Origin of the sequence: Methylobacterium sp. B4 (genome assembly GCF_003201865.1) — a bacterium.
Classification (GTDB): domain Bacteria; phylum Pseudomonadota; class Alphaproteobacteria; order Rhizobiales; family Beijerinckiaceae; genus Methylobacterium.
In genome coordinates this window covers 85,469-101,597 of record NZ_QJJJ01000008.1, presented here as the reverse complement: position 1 = coordinate 101,597, position 16,129 = coordinate 85,469, and the positions used below count along the sequence as shown (strand labels likewise).

General features: G+C 70.5%; 13 protein-coding genes. 6 read left to right on the top strand and 7 right to left on the bottom strand.

Going from position 1 to position 16,129, the window contains the following annotated elements:
• Positions 1–85: 85 nt before the first annotated feature.
• Positions 86–256: a hypothetical protein gene (locus BY998_RS24360; RefSeq protein ID WP_181425507.1), complete on the bottom strand. Its 171-nt coding sequence runs from the start codon at positions 254–256 to the stop codon at positions 86–88.
• Positions 257–938: 682 nt separating this feature from the next.
• Between BY998_RS24360 and BY998_RS12425 the strand changes: the two genes are divergently transcribed.
• Entirely contained in the window at positions 939–4,031 is a 3,093-nt protein-coding gene (locus BY998_RS12425) for a ribonuclease E/G (RefSeq protein ID WP_110352026.1), read from the top strand.
• A 356-nt stretch (positions 4,032–4,387) separates the two neighbouring features.
• Here the strand turns inward: BY998_RS12425 and BY998_RS12420 are convergent, their stop codons facing one another.
• Both BY998_RS12420 and BY998_RS12415 read right to left on the bottom strand, forming a co-directional pair.
• Positions 4,388–5,551 carry an aminotransferase class I/II-fold pyridoxal phosphate-dependent enzyme gene (locus tag BY998_RS12420; RefSeq protein ID WP_110351929.1) on the bottom strand — a complete coding sequence of 388 codons (1,164 nt, stop codon included), beginning with the start codon at positions 5,549–5,551 and terminating at the stop codon, positions 4,388–4,390.
• Between the two features lie 116 nt (positions 5,552–5,667).
• Positions 5,668–6,711, bottom strand: a complete 1,044-nt coding sequence (locus BY998_RS12415) for an HD domain-containing phosphohydrolase (protein WP_110351928.1) — start codon at positions 6,709–6,711, stop codon at positions 5,668–5,670.
• Positions 6,712–7,097: 386 nt separating this feature from the next.
• Here BY998_RS12415 and BY998_RS12410 point away from each other — a divergent pair, with 386 nt between their 5' ends.
• Complete coding sequence (locus tag BY998_RS12410; RefSeq protein ID WP_110351927.1) at positions 7,098–7,877, top strand: DsbA family protein; 780 nt, start codon at positions 7,098–7,100, stop codon at positions 7,875–7,877.
• 80 nt (positions 7,878–7,957) lie between these two features.
• Here BY998_RS12410 and BY998_RS12405 read toward each other — a convergent pair whose 3' ends face one another.
• Entirely contained in the window at positions 7,958–9,139 is a 1,182-nt protein-coding gene (locus BY998_RS12405) for a mechanosensitive ion channel family protein (protein WP_110351926.1), read from the bottom strand.
• 375 nt (positions 9,140–9,514) lie between these two features.
• Here BY998_RS12405 and BY998_RS12400 point away from each other — a divergent pair, with 375 nt between their 5' ends.
• The 4 genes from BY998_RS12400 (at position 9,515) to BY998_RS12390 (ending at position 11,798) form a co-directional block, all read left to right on the top strand.
• Positions 9,515–10,066: a hypothetical protein gene (locus tag BY998_RS12400; RefSeq protein ID WP_110351925.1), complete on the top strand. Its 552-nt coding sequence runs from the start codon at positions 9,515–9,517 to the stop codon at positions 10,064–10,066.
• Positions 10,047–10,469 (top strand): hypothetical protein, encoded by a 423-nt coding sequence (locus BY998_RS12395; RefSeq protein ID WP_110351924.1) that lies wholly within the window; start codon positions 10,047–10,049, stop codon positions 10,467–10,469. The genes BY998_RS12400 and BY998_RS12395 overlap by 20 nt, the downstream gene beginning before the upstream one ends.
• Positions 10,470–11,017: 548 nt before the next feature.
• A complete protein-coding gene (locus BY998_RS23970; RefSeq protein WP_146221773.1) occupies positions 11,018–11,341 on the top strand; it encodes a hypothetical protein in 324 nt (107 codons plus the stop codon).
• Between the two features lie 103 nt (positions 11,342–11,444).
• A complete protein-coding gene (locus tag BY998_RS12390) occupies positions 11,445–11,798 on the top strand; it encodes a hypothetical protein (protein WP_110351923.1) in 354 nt (117 codons plus the stop codon).
• Between the two features lie 110 nt (positions 11,799–11,908).
• On the opposite strand, the gene BY998_RS12385 is transcribed toward BY998_RS12390, so the two are convergent.
• The 3 genes from BY998_RS12385 to BY998_RS12375 form a co-directional block, all read right to left on the bottom strand.
• Complete coding sequence (locus BY998_RS12385; protein WP_110351922.1) at positions 11,909–13,624, bottom strand: AMP-binding protein; 1,716 nt, start codon at positions 13,622–13,624, stop codon at positions 11,909–11,911.
• Between the two features lie 89 nt (positions 13,625–13,713).
• On the bottom strand, positions 13,714–14,514 hold the full coding sequence (locus BY998_RS12380) for a hypothetical protein (protein WP_110351921.1): 801 nt from the start codon (positions 14,512–14,514) through the stop codon (positions 13,714–13,716).
• On the bottom strand, positions 14,511–16,004 hold the full coding sequence (locus BY998_RS12375) for a leucyl aminopeptidase (RefSeq protein ID WP_110351920.1): 1,494 nt from the start codon (positions 16,002–16,004) through the stop codon (positions 14,511–14,513). Before BY998_RS12375 ends, BY998_RS12380 begins: the two co-directional genes overlap by 4 nt.
• Between the last annotated feature and the right edge of the window lie 125 nt (positions 16,005–16,129).

Sequence of the window (16,129 nt, the reverse complement as noted above, 5' to 3'; positions counted from 1 at the left end):
CGCGCGCCCGCCGGTCCTGGTCCCGCTGTTGTGCGGGGGTGACACCGTCCGCGGCCGCTTCTGGGATGTCCGCTCGGCCGGCGCGTCAGACGCGGCCGTCGGGCGCCTCGCGTTCGGGCGTCTCCCAGGCCCGCTTCCAGACGGCATGGTCCTCGGAGCCTTCGGGGTAAGGGTTGGCGGTCGCCGGATCGCCGCGGTAGCGGGCTTGGCGCCCTTCCGTCGCGACCGATGCGAGCGATGTTTCGGGAAACGACATCGCGAAGCCCTCCCCTGCCGACCGGGCCGTTCCGGCGGTTTCCTCTCCTTCAAGCTCGCGGCACGCCCTCCGGTTCAGCCGCCCGATGCGGAGCGTGCGGGCCCGGCGGACGTGACGAAGTGTCGAGGGCTTTCACAGGGAACCCTTGCAATTCTCCCGCGACACTCTGTAATGATATCGACCCCATTCCCGAGTTGGCGCTTCGGCGGCCCTCGGGCGCGCCCGGGGCATGTCGGCGCCCACCTCGCTCGAATTGGCAGCGTCAGTCGGCGCCTCCCGGCATCCGGGCGGGTGTCACGGCATTCGCGGCCTTCCGATCGTACGGGGGCGCCGCGCCCATGAAATCTGCACGGGCCGCTTTCACCGGCCCACCATCTTCGCGAGGCCGGATCAGGATGGGAGGACGCACAGCATCGGTTGCCGCTGCTCGTGCCGAAGGCGCGCGGTTTTCGCGTCGCCCCGCCCCTCTCGTCGCCCCGGCCCTGTTCAACCCCCAAAGCGCCGAATCCCGGCGCGTCAAGGCGGTTGACGGCAATCCCCTCCCCGCACCATCCGCACCCTCGGCAACGAGGCCGGCGCGCGTCCTCTTTCCTCCGGCCTCGGGGCCGGGTGAGGCCCCGCCGGGACGACGCGGCGCATGCGTGAGGAGAACGACGTCGGCCGCCATGAACGAAAGTTCGTCATGGCCAACAACAAGATGCTCATCGACGCGATGCACCCGGAGGAGACCCGGGTCGTCACGGTCCAGGGTTCCCGGGTCGAGGAATTCGATTTCGAGGCGGCCAACCGCCGGCCTCTGAGGGGCAACATCTATCTCGCCAAGGTCACCCGCGTGGAGCCCTCGCTCCAGGCGGCCTTCGTCGAGTACGGCGGCAACCGCCACGGCTTCCTCGCCTTCAACGAGATCCACCCGGACTACTACCAGATCCCGATGGCCGACCGCCTCGCGCTCATCGAGGCCGAGGCGCGCGAGGAGGAGGAGCACCGCGAGCGCGAGGAGCGCCGTCCGCCGCGGGGCCGCCGCTCGCGCGGGCGCCGGGCCGAGGCCCGCGGCGCCCGGGGCGACGACACCGTCAAGTCGCAGGAAACGGCCGACGAGGTCGTCGAGGGATCGGTCTCCGCCGAGAACGTCATCCCGGGCGAGGGCCCGGCCGCGGACGCGCCCGCGCCGGAGGCCATCGAGGCCGTGCGCGCCGCGCTGATCGAGGGCCGGAGCGAGGGCGAGGCCGGCGACACCGAAGGCGCAACCGTCGAGACCGGCGGCGACGCCTCCGCGAGCCTGCCCGAGACGGCCCTGGAGCCCGGCGCATCCGCCGAGGCTCCCGCGCCGGACGCCGCCACGGCCGAGTCCTCCGACATCGCGGCGATCTCCGAGGCTCCCAATCCGCCCGTCGAGGCCGCGGAGGCTGCCGAGCCCGCTTCCGCCGAGTCTTCGCCCGCAGGGGCGGAGACGGTCGAGCCGCAGCCCGTCGCCGCCAGCGCCCCGCTCTCCGAGGCCGAGGCGACGGACGAGGATTCCGACGAGGACGAGTCCGAGGACGACGATTCGGAGGATGACGAGTCCGACGACGAGGACGAGGACGAGGATTCCGACGACGACGAGTCCGAGGATGACGACGAGGAAGAGGACGAGGAATCCGAGGACGGCGAGCCGCGCGTCGCGCAGGTCGGCGGCTCGGGCGACGCGCTCGCCGAGATCCCCGAGCGCCCGCGCGCCTATCGCCGCCACTACAAGATCCAGGAGGTGATCAAGCGCCGCCAGATCATCCTCGTCCAGGTCGTCAAGGAAGAGCGCGGCACCAAGGGCGCGGCGCTCACCACCTACCTGTCGCTCGCCGGCCGCTACTCGGTGCTGATGCCCAATACCGGCCGGGGCGGCGGCATCTCGCGCAAGATCACCTCGGCGGCCGACCGCAAGCGCCTCAAGGAAGTGGTGGCCGACCTCGACGTGCCGGACGGGATGGGCATCATCCTGCGCACGGCCGGCGCCTCGCGCACCAAGCCCGAGATCAAGCGCGACTTCGAGTATCTGATGCGCCTGTGGGAGAGCGTGCGCGAGCTGACGCTGTCCTCGACCGCCCCGGCGCTGGTCTACGAGGAAGGCTCGCTGATCAAGCGGGCGATCCGCGACCTCTACAACAAGGATCTCGACGAGGTTCTGGTCTCCGGCGAGGACGCCTACCGCGAGGCCAAGGACTTCATGCGGATGCTGATGCCCGGCCAGTCCAAGGTCGTGAAGCCCTACCGCGACCCGACGCCGATCTTCGCCCGCTACGGCGTCGAGCAGCAGCTCGACGCGATGTTCTCGACCCACGTCGCGCTGCGCTCGGGCGGCTACCTCGTCATCAACCCGACCGAGGCGCTGGTCTCGATCGACGTGAACTCGGGCCGCGCCACCCGCGAGCACGACATCGAGGACACCGCGCTCAAGACGAACCTCGAGGCGGCCGAAGAGGTCGCCCGGCAGGTGCGCCTGCGCGATCTGGCCGGCCTCGTCGTGATCGACTTCATCGACATGGAGGAGAAGCGCAACAACCGGGCGGTGGAGAAGCGCCTGAACGAGGCGCTCAAGAACGACCGGGCGCGCATCCAGGTCGGGCGGATCTCGCCCTTCGGCCTGCTTGAGATGAGCCGCCAGCGCATCCGCACCGGCGTGCTCGAATCCTCCTCGATCCCTTGCGCCCATTGCGGCGGCTCGGGCTTCGTGCGGGCGACCTCCTCGGTGGCGCTGCACATCCTGCGCTCGATCGAGGAGGTGCTGCTCAAGTCGGCGAGCCACAACGTCGTGCTGCGCACCCGCACCGAGACGGCGCTCTACATCCTCAATCAGAAGCGGGCGCACCTCTTCGACCTCGAGCAGCGCTTCTCGGTCACGGTCACCATCTCCGCCGACGACCGGCTCGTCGCGACTTCCGCCTTCCAGCTCGAGCGCGGCGAGCCCGCGGTGAAGCACGAGGGCCCGGTGACGGGCGTGCGCGCGGTGGCGATCTCGCCGGTCTACGAGGCCGAGGAGTTCGAGGACGACGTCATCGAGGCCGAGGAGGCCGAGAGCGAGGTCGAGACCGGGCCCGAGGCCGAGAGCGCGGCCGAGGAGCGTCCGGCCTCCGAGGGCACCGACGAATCCGGCGGCCGCCGTCGCCGCCGTCGCCGCCGCCGCGGCGGGCGTTCCTCCGGTGAGGGCGAGGCCCGCGCGGGCGGCGAGGACGGGGCCGAGGACGGCTCCGATGCCGAGGACGGGGACGAAGCCGAGACCGCCGATGAGGCCGTCGGGGCGGGCGCCGCGCGCGACGAGACCGCCACCGAGGCGGGCGAGGCTCAGGACGCGGGTGCCGACGCGAACGGGGATGCCAACGGGGACGATGCGGAGGGCAATCGCCGCCGCCGCCGCGGGCGCCGGGGCGGGCGCGGTCGCGGCCGGCCCGAGCGCAACGGCCGCCACGAGGCCGACGGCGAGGGGAACGAGGCGGACGAGGCCGGTGCGGAGGCGCATCCGGAGGAGACCGCCTCCGACACCCTCCCGGTCGGGCCCGAGGAGCCGGTGAGCAACGACGACGTGACCACGGTCTCCGTGGCGGCCGGCAACGGCGCCGCCGCCGAGCCGCCGCCGGTCGTGCCCGCGCCGGAGGCCGAGCCGATCCAGGCCGAGACCACGTCAGAGGTGACCTCCGAGCCCGCGCCGGAACCCGTCGCCGTGGTCCTGACGCCCCCCGATCCGAACCGCCCGAAGCGGGCCGGCTGGTGGTCGCGCACCAAGGCGGCCCTGGCCGGGGATTGAGGCGGCCGCGGGTCTCGCCGGCCCGCGCGTCGAACCCGGGTGCCGCCACGGCACCCACCTCATGAAATCGAAGCGGGGTCCGGCTCAGCCGGGCCCCGCTTTGCATGTTCGCCGGCTCTCAGCCCTCGTCCTGAGGTGACGCGTCGGACCGTTTCCACGCGATCGCCATCGTCATCGCGAGGCGGAGCCGAAGTCCTCCAGCGCTCCGAACGATCCGGAGAGGTCGCGCCCCTGGATCGCTCCGCTCACGCTCGCGATGACGGTTCGCGGTGAGTGCCGAGGCGGTCAAACGGAAACCGCGTCAGCCCGCGGCGTGCTCCGGTGGCCCGCGATGGACGCCGCGATCGGGTCCGCCGTCAGCGCAGCCAGCCCTTCAGCCGTGCCACCGCCTCGGTGCACTCCGCGTTCGAGCCGGCGAAGGAGAAGCGGATGTGGTGGCCGCCCTCCACCGGGTCGAAATCGAGGCCGGGGGTGGCCGCCACGCCCGCCTCGTCGAGCATGCGCCGGCAGAAGGCGCCGGCGTCGTCCGTGTGCCGGGCGATGTCGGCGTAGAGATAGAAGGCGCCGTCCACGGGGTGGATGTCGGTGAAACCCAGCCCTGGCAGCGCGTCGAGGAGCAGGGCGCGGTTCTGCGCGTAGCCGTCGCGGATCGTGGCGATCTCGGCGAGCGTGTCGAAGGCGGCCAGCGCGGCAACCTGCGAGAGGTAGGGCGCCGAGATGTAGAGGTTCTGCGCCAGCCGCTCGATTCCGCGCACGAGCCTGTCCGGCACCACCATCCAGCCGACTCGCCAGCCGGTCATGCAGTAGAACTTCGAGAAGGAGTTGATGACGACGGCGTCGGCATCGAATTGCAGGGCGGTCGCCGTCGGCACGCCGTAGCTGAGGCCGTGATAGATCTCGTCGGAGATGAACGGCAGCGCGAGTGCCCGGGCCGTGTCGCAGAGTTCGGCGAGGCGGGCGGGCTCGATCACCGTGCCCGAGGGGTTGGCCGGGCTCATCACCAGCAGGCCCGAGAGCTGTTCCGCGGCGTGGACCGCGCGCACCAGCGCGGGGGTCGGGGCGTAGCGGTCCTCGGCACGCAGGGTCAGCGGCTGCGGGATCAGGTCGAGGGCGCGCAGGATGCCGTCATAGGCCGGATAGCCCGGGCGCGGCACGCCGACCCGCGCGCCCGCATCGAACAGGGCGAGGAAGGCCAGCACGAAGCCCGCCGAGGAGCCCGTCGTCACCACGACCCGCTCGGGAGAGAGGCGCACGCCGTAGGTCTCGGCGTAGTGCCGGGCGATGCGCTCGCGCAGACGCGGAAGCCCGAGCGCCTCCGTGTAGGGAATGCGCCCGTCGGCGAGCGCGGCCTGCGCCGCCGCGATCACCGCCCGGGGCGCGGGCGCCGAGGGCTGGCCGACCTCCATGTGGACGACGCCCTCCCCGCGCCGCTCGCGGGCGCCGGCCGCGGCCATCACGTCCATCGCCAGGAAGGGCGCCACGCCTTGCGCGCGGCGCGAGAGGGCGGGGTCGGTGCTCAAGCGGGACTCCTGCGGCAGAGGCGGAATCCGGCTGCTGGTAGACCTTGCCGGCCTTCCGCTCAATCGCCGCGTCCCGCCCGCGCCCTCCCGAGAATACCCACCGCGCGGCTTGTGCCTCAGGGCGTGCCCTGAACCACCCGGCCGAAGGCCTGCACGAGGCCGCCCTCGAGCTTGCCGTCCATGCCCGACAGGATCGAGAGCGCGTCGCGGGTCGTCATCGGCGCCTTGTAGGGCCGCCGCTCGATCAGGGCGGCGTAGATGTCGCAGATCGTCAGCAGCCGCACGGGATCGCCGATCGCATCGGCGCAGAGCTTGTCCGGATAGCCCGAACCGTCGAGCATCTCGTGGTGGTGCCGCGCCACGGCCAGGGTGATCGGATCGCAGCCGCCCGACGCGCTCAAGATCTCGTGACCCAGCGGCGCATGGGTCTGCATCACCGCCCGCTCGTCGTCGTCGAGCCGGCCGGGCTTGTTCAGGATGGCGTGGGGAATGCGCGACTTGCCCACGTCGTGGACCAGGGCGGCGCGGGTCAGGAGCTGCTTGTCGGCGGTGGAGAGGCCGAGGCCCTGGGTGAAGGCGGCGGCCGTGCCGGAGACCAGCAGGCAGTGCTGGAAGGTCACGTCGTCATGGGTCCAGACCTCGTCGAGCCAGCGGGTCAGGCCGCCCTCGTGGATCGCGTCGAGCACCGGGGCGATGCCCTGCTCCACGCTCGGCATGTCGATCGTGCCGGTCTGGGCCGATTCGAACAGGCGCGTCATCAGGGTGCCCGCCCGCTCGGCCTCGCGGGTCACCACGAGGTCGGCCACCGACTTGTCGGGCCAGACCTCGCGCACGAGCGAGCCCACCACCATGCGCGGCTCGGCCAGGGCCGACAGGCACAGGGTGGCGCCGAGATTGCGGGCCTCGGTGAAGGCGGTTTGTCCGCTGCCGCGGGTCAGGCAGATCAGCGGCGTGCGGGCGCGTGCCGGCCGGGTCGCGAGCAGGCGCAGGCATCGCTTCGCCTCTGGCCGGCCCAGCGTGACGTCGGCGATCACACCGCGGAAATCGCCGATCCGGTCCCAGGTCTCGCCGGTGCCCACGACGCGGCACTCGGCGACCGAGAGCACGGCGTCGACGAGGGCCTTGCTCCGATCCGGACGGTCGCTCACCACGACGATCACGTTGCGCCCCTCCTTCCGGATGATCGCCCGAAAGCGATCGTCCCGCGTTCCCCCGGTGCACGGGCGATGGCGGCCGTCGTCGCGGCCGGCCTTCCGCTGGAGCCGGGATCACTCGTAATCCCGGCTCTTTCGCGTGGATGCAGAATTTGGGGCCAAGCATTTAGCAAATCTATAATTCCGCGCCGCCAACGCCCGCGTTTGATGACGATTGGTTGCATCGGTTCCAGCACGCCGTGAAAACGCCGCAGCCCCCCGGCACAAGGCCGGTCGAACCCGCGGCGCGCCGTCGGCATGAGTCGCATCGGCGCGCCGGGCGCCCCGTGCCATACTCCCGGCCCCGGGGCCGGCCTCAGGATCCGTTCCCGTCCTTCACGTTCGAGGTATCGATGCAACTCCTCCGCTCCGTTTCCGCCCTCGCCCTCGCCGGCTCTCTCGCACTCGGCGCGGCCGCGGGCGCCCGTGCGGAAGAGGCCGCCCCCTTCACCGACGCCCAGCGCAAGGCCATCGAGGGGATCGTCAAGGACTACCTCGTGAAGAACCCGGACGTGCTCCAGGAGGCGATCGCCGAGGGCGAGCGCCGGGCCCAGGAGACGCAGAAGCTGGCCCAGGCCGCCGCCCTCAAGGACTCCCGCGAGGCGCTGGTGAACTCGCCGCACGGCATCGTCGCCGGCAATCCGAACGGCGACGTCACCGTGGTCGAGTTCTTCGATTACAATTGCGGTTACTGCCGCAAGGCGTTCACGGACGTGCAGACCCTGATCAAGTCCGATCCGAAGCTGCGCGTCGTGCTCAAGGACTTCCCCGTGCTCGGCGCCGAGTCGCTGGAGGCGAGCCGGATCGCGCTGGCGGCGAAGTTGCAGCTCAAGCCCGAGAAGATGTTCGACTACCACGCCAAGCTTCTGGAGACGAAGGGCCGCATCAACGGCGAGCGGGCGATCGCGGTGGCCAAGGAATTCGGCGCCGATGTCGAGCGCCTGAAGAAGGACGCCCAGGGGCCGGAGGTGAAGGCCGCGCTCAGCGAGAACGTGGGGCTGGGCGACAAGCTCAGCCTGTCGGGCACGCCCGCCTTCGTGATCGGCGACGAGATCCTGCCCGGTGCCGTCGGCGTCGAGCCGATGCGCAAGACCATCTCCGACATCCGCCAGTGCGGCCACGCGAGCTGCTGAGCGGACTTCCCCGCAAGGCGCCCGCAAGGCGGAAGAGAGGGGTCCGGTGCGGCATCGACCGCACCGGACCCCTTGTTCGTTCAGGCCGCCGCGGCGCGGGGATCGCCCCGGGCCGGGCGCTCGCCGCGCAGGCCAGGCTCGTGGCCGGCCCTGGGCGTGATCTGGCAGTCGGGATAGGACGGGTCGGGGGTGACCCATTCCGCCCGTTGCCGCGGCAGGGCGGAGGGGTGCTCCTTCTGCAGGAAGCCGATCATCTTCTCGCGCACCTCGCAGCGCAGGTCCCAGGTCTGGGGCGCGTTGCGGGCGCTCGCCAGCATCCGCAGCTCGATCACGCCCTCCCGCGCATCCGAGACCTGCAGGTTGACCACGTTGCCGTCCCAGAGCCGGGACGCTCCCGCGATCCGCCGCAATTCCTGCCGCATCGCCTCGATCGGGGCCCTGTGATCGACGTAGAGGAAGACGGACCCGATCAGCGAGGCGCCCTCCCGGGTCCAGTTCTGGAACGGCTTCTGGATGAAGTAGGTCAGCGGCAGCACGAGGCGGCGCCAATCCCACAGGCGCACGACCACGTAGGTCGCCGTGATCTCCTCGACCCAGCCCCACTCGTTCTCGACGATGACCGCATCCTCGATCCGGATCGGCTGGGTGATGGCGATCTGGATGCCCGCCACGAGGTTGGAGAGCACCGGCTGCATCGCTAGACCCAGGATCAGGCCGGCGGCGCCCGCCGAGGCGAGCAGGCTCACCCCGTATTGCCGCACGGGCTCGAAGGTCATCAGCGCGATGGCCGCGGTGACGAGGGCCACCAGCGTCAGCGCCGCCCGCTCCAGGATGCGCATCTGCGCGAAGTGCTTGCGGGCGAGCAGGTTGTCTTCCGCGTCCAGCTTGAACCGGCGCAGGTAGATCACGGTGGCGATGTGGATCGCCGTGGCGCAGGTCCAGCCCGCCAGCGTCACGAAGGCGACGAGCAGGACCTGATTGAGGACGAGCCGGATCTGCCAGGTGAGGGGTGCGGTCGAGACCGCGAGCGCCAGGGTCACCACCAGCAGCGCGAGCCGGCTCGGCCCCCGGGTGCGGGCGACCAACGAGCGCCAGAACAGGCTCTTCCCGCTCACCGCCCTCTGCGCGAAGCGGTAGGCCACCCCGTGCAGGGGCAGCACCAGCGCGCAGCAGCCGGCGATCAGGATCGGGCTCGCCACCCACCAGGGCCACTGCACGATCCAGCCGATCAGCTCGTCGAAGAATGCGTGGGCTTGCGCCATCGATATCCTTTTCGCGGCCGATCCTGCCGGCGAAGGACGCGAGCCGGACGAGGCCCCCGCGTCGCCCGAGATCCCTTCGCCGGTAGGACCACATCGGGGGCAATGATCGCTGGCGGGCGCGGTTCCGCACTGCACAATAGCCCGGATATCCGCTTCGGCGGGACGCAGTTTTCTGCCTGACGCAGCCCCTGCGCGGCCTTCGAGCGTCCTCACTGCGAAACTGCTCGTGCAAATTTTCGCAAGATTCCACAGAATGTTAAGCGACGTTTCCGATGTCTTGCGCGAGGCCGCGCCGGCATGGACCGCGCCCGGATTGTCCATCCGGGCGGCGCGCGGTTAGGCTGGAGGGCACGGAGATTCGGGAAGGGAGTGCGGATGCCGGTCCATCTGCCCCGGCGAGGCGTCGGAGCGTCGCTGGCCGCCATGGCGATGCTGATGCTCGGCGCGACGGCGTTCGCCTCCCCGTCCGGGACGGCCGCGCCGCCGCCCGACGAGAGCCTCGCGCGGGCCGAGACGCTTCACCCGGCCGAACTCTATCGCGTCGCGGCGCAGTTGCTCGGCCGGCCGGACCGGGCGGACGAGGCGGTGATGTGGTTCTATGTCGGCCAACTGCGCTACCGCTTCCATCTGGCCGCGACCAAGCCGCCGGCGGGCGCCAACGACCGGGTGCTGTTCTCCGCGCTCTCGGAGAGCGTCGGACGCCCGGTCAACACCTACGCTTTCGGCGATGTCGATGCGGCGGTGGCCCGGATCGATGCGGCGCTCGCCTGGGACGCGGCGCACGACAACCCTCTCACCTCCAAGACGGCCTTCTCCAAGGAATGGGAGGAGGTCCGCCAGGGGCTGCGATCACTGCGCGACAAGATGCTCGCGAGCAAGGACGAGATCCGGGAGACCCGGCGGCGCAATGGCTTGGCGAATCGTTGAAGGCCTTCCCGCGGCGGGGCTCCTCACGGTCGGCCTGATGGCCGGCCTCGCCCGGGCGCAGGAGGCGCCGCCGCCGCTCGTCGCCAACGGCCCCCGCGCCGAGGCCGGGCTGCTGCATGTCGGCGAGACCGGCATCCGCTGCCTTCGCCTGCCCTGCCCCGGCCGGGGCCTGTACGTGCCCGGGGCGCGGGGGCAGGCCGAGCGGCAGAACCTGCTCTACGCCGACCGCGACGGCCGCGATCCGCCGCCGCCGATGATCGGCGACCCGGACGCCCGCGCTGCGATCGCGAAGGCCTGGGACGAGCGGCGCTGCCTCGCCGTCATGGGACGGCTGATCCCCGGCGAGGACGACCGCCCGGTGCTGCGGGTCGACCGGATCGTCGGCGCATGCGGCCGGGGCTGAGCGCTCAGCCGGCCCCCACCCCGGTCTCCCGCAGCGCCCGGCGCAGCACCTTGCCGACATTGGTCTTGGGCAGGCTGTCCTGCAAGGACATGGCGCGTTGCGGGCTCGCCCAATGAACCGGTCCGACGGACAGTGATGACGCGGGGGACGGATTCGTTTGCAGGCTTGCAGGATGGCCTGCACGATGCGAACCAATCTCTATATCTATGCTATCCGTGTGCAGGTCGTTGCTCGTTCGATCAAAGCGGTCGGCGGCTCGGACCTCGGTAGGGCGTGCTGCTGTTCCTGGCCTGCCTTTGCTTGATGTGAGCAAAATATCTATGGTGTTGGGTGTAGTAAAACAACAAAAGAAGCACCGTCCTGCGAGTTATTCGCTCGCAGGCCTGAGGCTGTTGTGCCGGACCACTGAGCAGACGTTGCAATTGGGTGGCCGCGCCGACGGCAGGACGCCTCGCTGTCTCGCGCCGAACCCATCCGTTCCATCTTCTCAGATTGGATGGGCGACTCCGATGACCCTCGCAAAGGGTCAATCCTGAGGAATTTAACTGATGACCGCAGAAAAATTCGACGTTGATCGAGATCTTGCATTTTCAGACATCCAATTTGCAGACGTCGCGAGATTTTTTACGGCAAAAAATATTCCTCCACATTGTGAAATGTGCCGTTCTGAAGACTGGAATACGCATGATTCGGAAGATGGGACGATTCCTGTGATTGCATATGTGCGAAAGGACGGGCAGTTCGACGTTATTGGAGCATCTTCAATCTATATGATGAGTTGTGATAATTGCGGAAATACTAGAATATTCAATCGGCATAAAATCTCTGAATGGCTGAACTTCAATAAGGAAGTAATTTCAGAAAATGGCTGATCATATTCGCTTAGCCTCAAATAATCCCTCGGTCCAGATGCGCTCTGCTAGGCAGAGTAAAGGTAATCATGCAGGGTCTGGTAATGGAGGAGGCTCGGACGATATGGATCAGCGCGTCGCCGCCCTGGAAAAGGGCCAGGAACTCATCATCAGCAAGCTCGATGGCATTGCGAAGGGTATCGCCGACAGCCGGCTCGAGAGCGAGAGGCGCTTCGGATCCATCGAGAGCCGCCTGACCGGACTTGAGGCGAAGCTGGACACCAAGGCCAGCGGTGAGGCTCTGGCGAAGGTCGGCGGAGAACTCGGGGGCCGCCTTCAGGGCGTCGAGGGCAAGATCTCGAACATTCCCGACGTTCGGGCAACGATCACACTCACGCTGACGACCATCGCGCTTTGCTTGGGCGGCGTCTCCGTGCTGGCCTTCACCCTGTTCAAGCTGTTTGGGCACACGCCGTAGGAACGTCGCTTGCGCGGGGCGCCGGTAGCGGCGGCTCAAGCCGCCGCGGCGGGCGCAACTCGTCCCCGCGGATGATTGCCGACCAGGCCGTGTGGGCCGAGTCGACGATTTCAGCCGGCCCCCACCCCGGTCTCCCGCAGCGCCCGGCGCAGCACCTTGCCGACATTGGTCTTGGGCAGGCTGTCCTGGATCACGATCCGCCGGGGCACCTTGTAGCCGGTCAGGCTCGCGCGGGCATGCGCCCGCAGCGCATCCGGCTCCACCGAGGCGTCGCGCAGCACCACGTGGGCGACCACCATCTCGCCGCTCTCGCCGCAGGGCGCGCCGACCACGGCGCATTCGAGCACCGCCGGATGGGCGGCGAGCACGTCCTCGACCTCGTTCGGGTAGACGTTGAAGCCGGAGACGAGGATCATGTCCTTCATCCGGTCGACGATGCGGATCTGCCCGTCCGGCGTCATCACGGCGACGTCGCCGGTGCGGAAGAAGCCGTCGGCGGTTGTGGCTGCCCGCGTCTCCTCGGGGCGGTTCCAGTAGCCGGCCATGACCTGGGGGCCACGCACGCAGAGTTCGCCCGGCACGCCGAAGGGCAGCACCGTGCCGTCCTCGGCCCGGATCGTCACCTCGGTCGAAGGCAGGGGAAAGCCGATCGTTCCGGTCCAGTCCTTGAGGCCGAGCGGGTTCACGCTCACCACGGGCGAGGTTTCCGAGAGGCCGTAGCCTTCGAGGATGGTCTGGCCGGTGATCGCCTTCCAGCGGGCGGCCACCGCCGACTGCACCGCCATGCCGCCGCCCACCACGTACTCGACCTTCGAGAAATCGACCGTGCCGATCTTCGGGTGGTTGTTGAGCGCGTTGAACAGCGTGTTCACCCCGGCGAAGTTCGTGAAGCGGGTGCGGGCGAGCGTCTTCACGAAGCCGTCGATGTCGCGCGGGTTCGGGATCAGCAGGCAGCAGCCGCCCATCCGGAAGAAGAACAGGAAGCAGGCCGTCAACGCGAAGATGTGGTAGAGCGGCAGCGCCGTCACCGCCACCTGCTGGCCGCCCCCGTCGTCATCGCCGCGGAACCAGAGCCGGCTCTGCTCGATATTGGCCATGATGTTGCGGTGGGTCAGCATCGCCGCCTTGGCGATGCCCGTGGTGCCGCCGGTATATTGCAGGAAGGCGATGTCGCCGGGTTCGACCGCGACGGCGGGGCGCTTCAGGCCGCGCCCGGCCCGCAGCACCGCCTCGAACCGCAGGGTGCTCGTCGCCGGCAGGGCGTAGGGCGGCACCGCCCGCTTCACCCGGCGCGAGACGAGATCCACGACCCGCCCCTTCAGCCCGAGCAAGTCGCCGGGTCCGGCCAAGACGATCCGCTCCAGGCTCGGCATGTCCGGCAGGGCCCGCTCGACCGTGTGGGCGAAGTTCTCGAGCACGAACAGGACGCGGGCGCCGGAATCGTTGATCTGCGCGGCCAGTTCGCGCGGGGTGTAGAGCGGGTTGACGTTGACGACCGTGCAGCCGGCCACCAGCACGCCCAGCAGCGCGACGGGGCAGGCCGGGACGTTGGGCATCATCACCGCCACGCGGTCGCCGAGGCCGTCGGCGCGTTTGCCGAAGCCGTTGGCGGCGAGCCAGGCCGCCACCGCCTGGGCCGCGGCGCCGACCTCCCGGTAGCGCAGGGTGGCGCCGAAGCAGGTGACCGCCGGGCGCTCGGCGAAGCGCAGCACGCTGCGGTCGAACAGGTCGATCACGGTGCCGAGCGCGTCCGCGTCGATCTCGGGCGGTATTCCGGGCGGATAGGCGGCCAGCCAAGGGCGCTCCGCGCTCCGGTCCTGCACCATCCTGGATCCTCCCTGCCCGTCGCGGCGGGCGCTTGGCGACCGGCTTCGGGCCGGCTCCGCCGAGGCTTAAGCGGTTACGACCGGTTCGATCAAGCCGCGCCCCCGGCCGGTCCCGGGCGGGCGTGACGTTGGCCGCGCAGCGTCAGCGCTGGCCGGCGCGCGGCCACGAGGACCATGTGCGGCAGGGCGGCGACCGTCAGCAGGGCCGCGGCGACGACGAGGTCGCGGGCATCGAGCAACCGCCGCGGCCAGGGGCCGAACCCGGCATCGCGGGCCAGCCCGATCACCGCCGCGGCGAACCACAGGGCGAGGAAGGCGGTGAGACCGTTCAGGAGCGCGCGCCCCGCGCCGCGCAGCCGGCTGCGTGCCGGCGGCGCGGGCGCCCGGCCGGTCAGCAGCACGCCGAGCCCGAGGGCGAGCCCGAACACGCCCGCGGCGGCGGCGGCGCCCATCGCGTAGGCCAGCGTCATCGGCGTGCCGTTGAGGAAGGCACCGCTGCCCGTGCCGAAGCCGGCGCGCAGCACCATCCCGCCGAAGGTCGGGTGCAGGCTCACCCCCAGCAGCAGCGCGAGGCCGATCGCGGCCCCGATCAGCCGCCGCGGCACCGAGGCGGGGCTCGGCGCGAGCGCCGCGGCGAGGACGCGGGCGAGCCCGTAGACGAGGGCGAAGGCGAAGAGCGGGTAGCGGTCGAGGAAGAAGCCGTAGAACCGCGCGGCCACGTCCGGCGGCATCGCGCTGCGTTGATCGAAGCCGGTGAGGAAGACGGCGAACAGGGCGGTCAGCGCCGCGAGGAGCGGCGCCGCGGCAACGGTCCAGCCGGCCCGCACCGAGGTCCCCTCTCCCGCCGGGCCGGCTCCCGCCCCCGCGGAGAGCGCGCCGGTGCGGCTCACCGCTCGTAATGTTCGCGCACGAGCCGGTCGAGCAGGCGCACGCCCCAGCCCGCGCCCCAGCTCCGGTTGATCTCGGAGGGGGTGGAGGCCATGGCCACGCCGGCGATGTCGAGATGGGCCCAGGGCACGTCGTTGACGTAGCGCTTGAGGAAGGCCGCCGCCGTGGCCGCGCCGCCGTGGCGCCCGCCGGTGTTCTTCATGTCGGCGAACTTCGACTCGATCGCCTTGTCGAAGGCCGGGATCAGCGGCATCCGCCACACCCGCTCGCCCGCGGCCTCGCCCGCCGCGGTGATCTTGGCGGACAGGTCGTCGTCGTTGGAGAACAGGCCGGCGATGTCCTGGCCCAGCGCCACGATGATTGCGCCGGTGAGCGTGGCCAGATCGATCATGGCCTTGGGCTTGTAGGTCGCCTGCACGTGCCAGAGCACGTCGGCCAGCACGAGCCGGCCTTCCGCGTCGGTGTTGATGACCTCGATGGTTTGCCCCGAGAGCGAGGTGACGATGTCGGAGGGGCGGTAGGCGTTGCCGTCGGGCATGTTCTCGACGATGCCGATGGCGCCGACGACGTTCGCCTTGGCCTTGCGGGAGGCGAGCGCGTGCAGGGCGCCGACGACCGCGGCCGAGCCGCCCATGTCGCCCTTCATGTCCTCCATGCCGCCGGCCGACTTGATCGAGACGCCGCCGGAATCGAACACCACGCCCTTGCCGATCAGGGCGAGCGGCGGCTCGGAGGCGTCGTCCGCCCCGTTCCAGCGCATGATCGCCACCCGCGGCTCGCGGGCCGAGCCTTGGGCCACCGCGAGCAGGGCGCCCATGCCGATCTCGCGCATGCGCGCCACGTCGAGGATCTCGACCTCGATGCCGAGGCTCGTGAGTTCGGAGACCCGGCGGGCATATTCCTCCGGGTAGAGCACGTTCGGCGGCTCGTTGACGAGGTTGCGGGCGAGGGTCACGCCCTCGGCCACCGCGGCGGCGTCCCGCGCCGCGGCCTGCGCCGCGGCAGGGTCGGCGACCCGCAGGGTCAGGGCGGCGCCGGCCTCGTCCTCGTCCTTCTTCTTGGTCTTGTAGCGGTCGAAGCGGTAGCTGCGCAGGCGCGCGCCCAGCGTGAAGTCGGCCACGTCCCGGGCGCTGCCGGAAAACCCCGGCCAGTCGAGCAGGACCCGGGCGGAGCGCCCGCCGACCTTGCCCGCGGTGAAGCCGCCGAGCAGCGTCCAGTCGAGCTTGGCCCGGTCCTTCTCGGAGCCGAGCCCGATCACCACCAGCCGCTCGGCCTCGACACCCTCCGGGGCCGGCAGGCTCAGCGCCGACTGCGCCTTGCCCTTGAAGCGCTCGCTCGCCGCGGCCCGGGCCACCAGCTCGGCACCCGCCCGTCCCAGGGCTTCGGAGGCCGCGCCCGAGAGCGCGAGATCGTCGCCCGCAAACACGACGAGGTCGCCCCCGCCACCGCGCGACGTCAGCGGTTCAAAGGCGATTTCGATCCCACCGGCCATGATGCTCTTCGCTCTCAACCCGTCTGCCGCCGACCCTCCGCGTGCCTCGCGAAAACCGGCGAACCTGTGTAGCCGCTGAGGCGCAGAACGCAACGCGGGGCGAGGCCGCGGGACCGGGCCGGCCG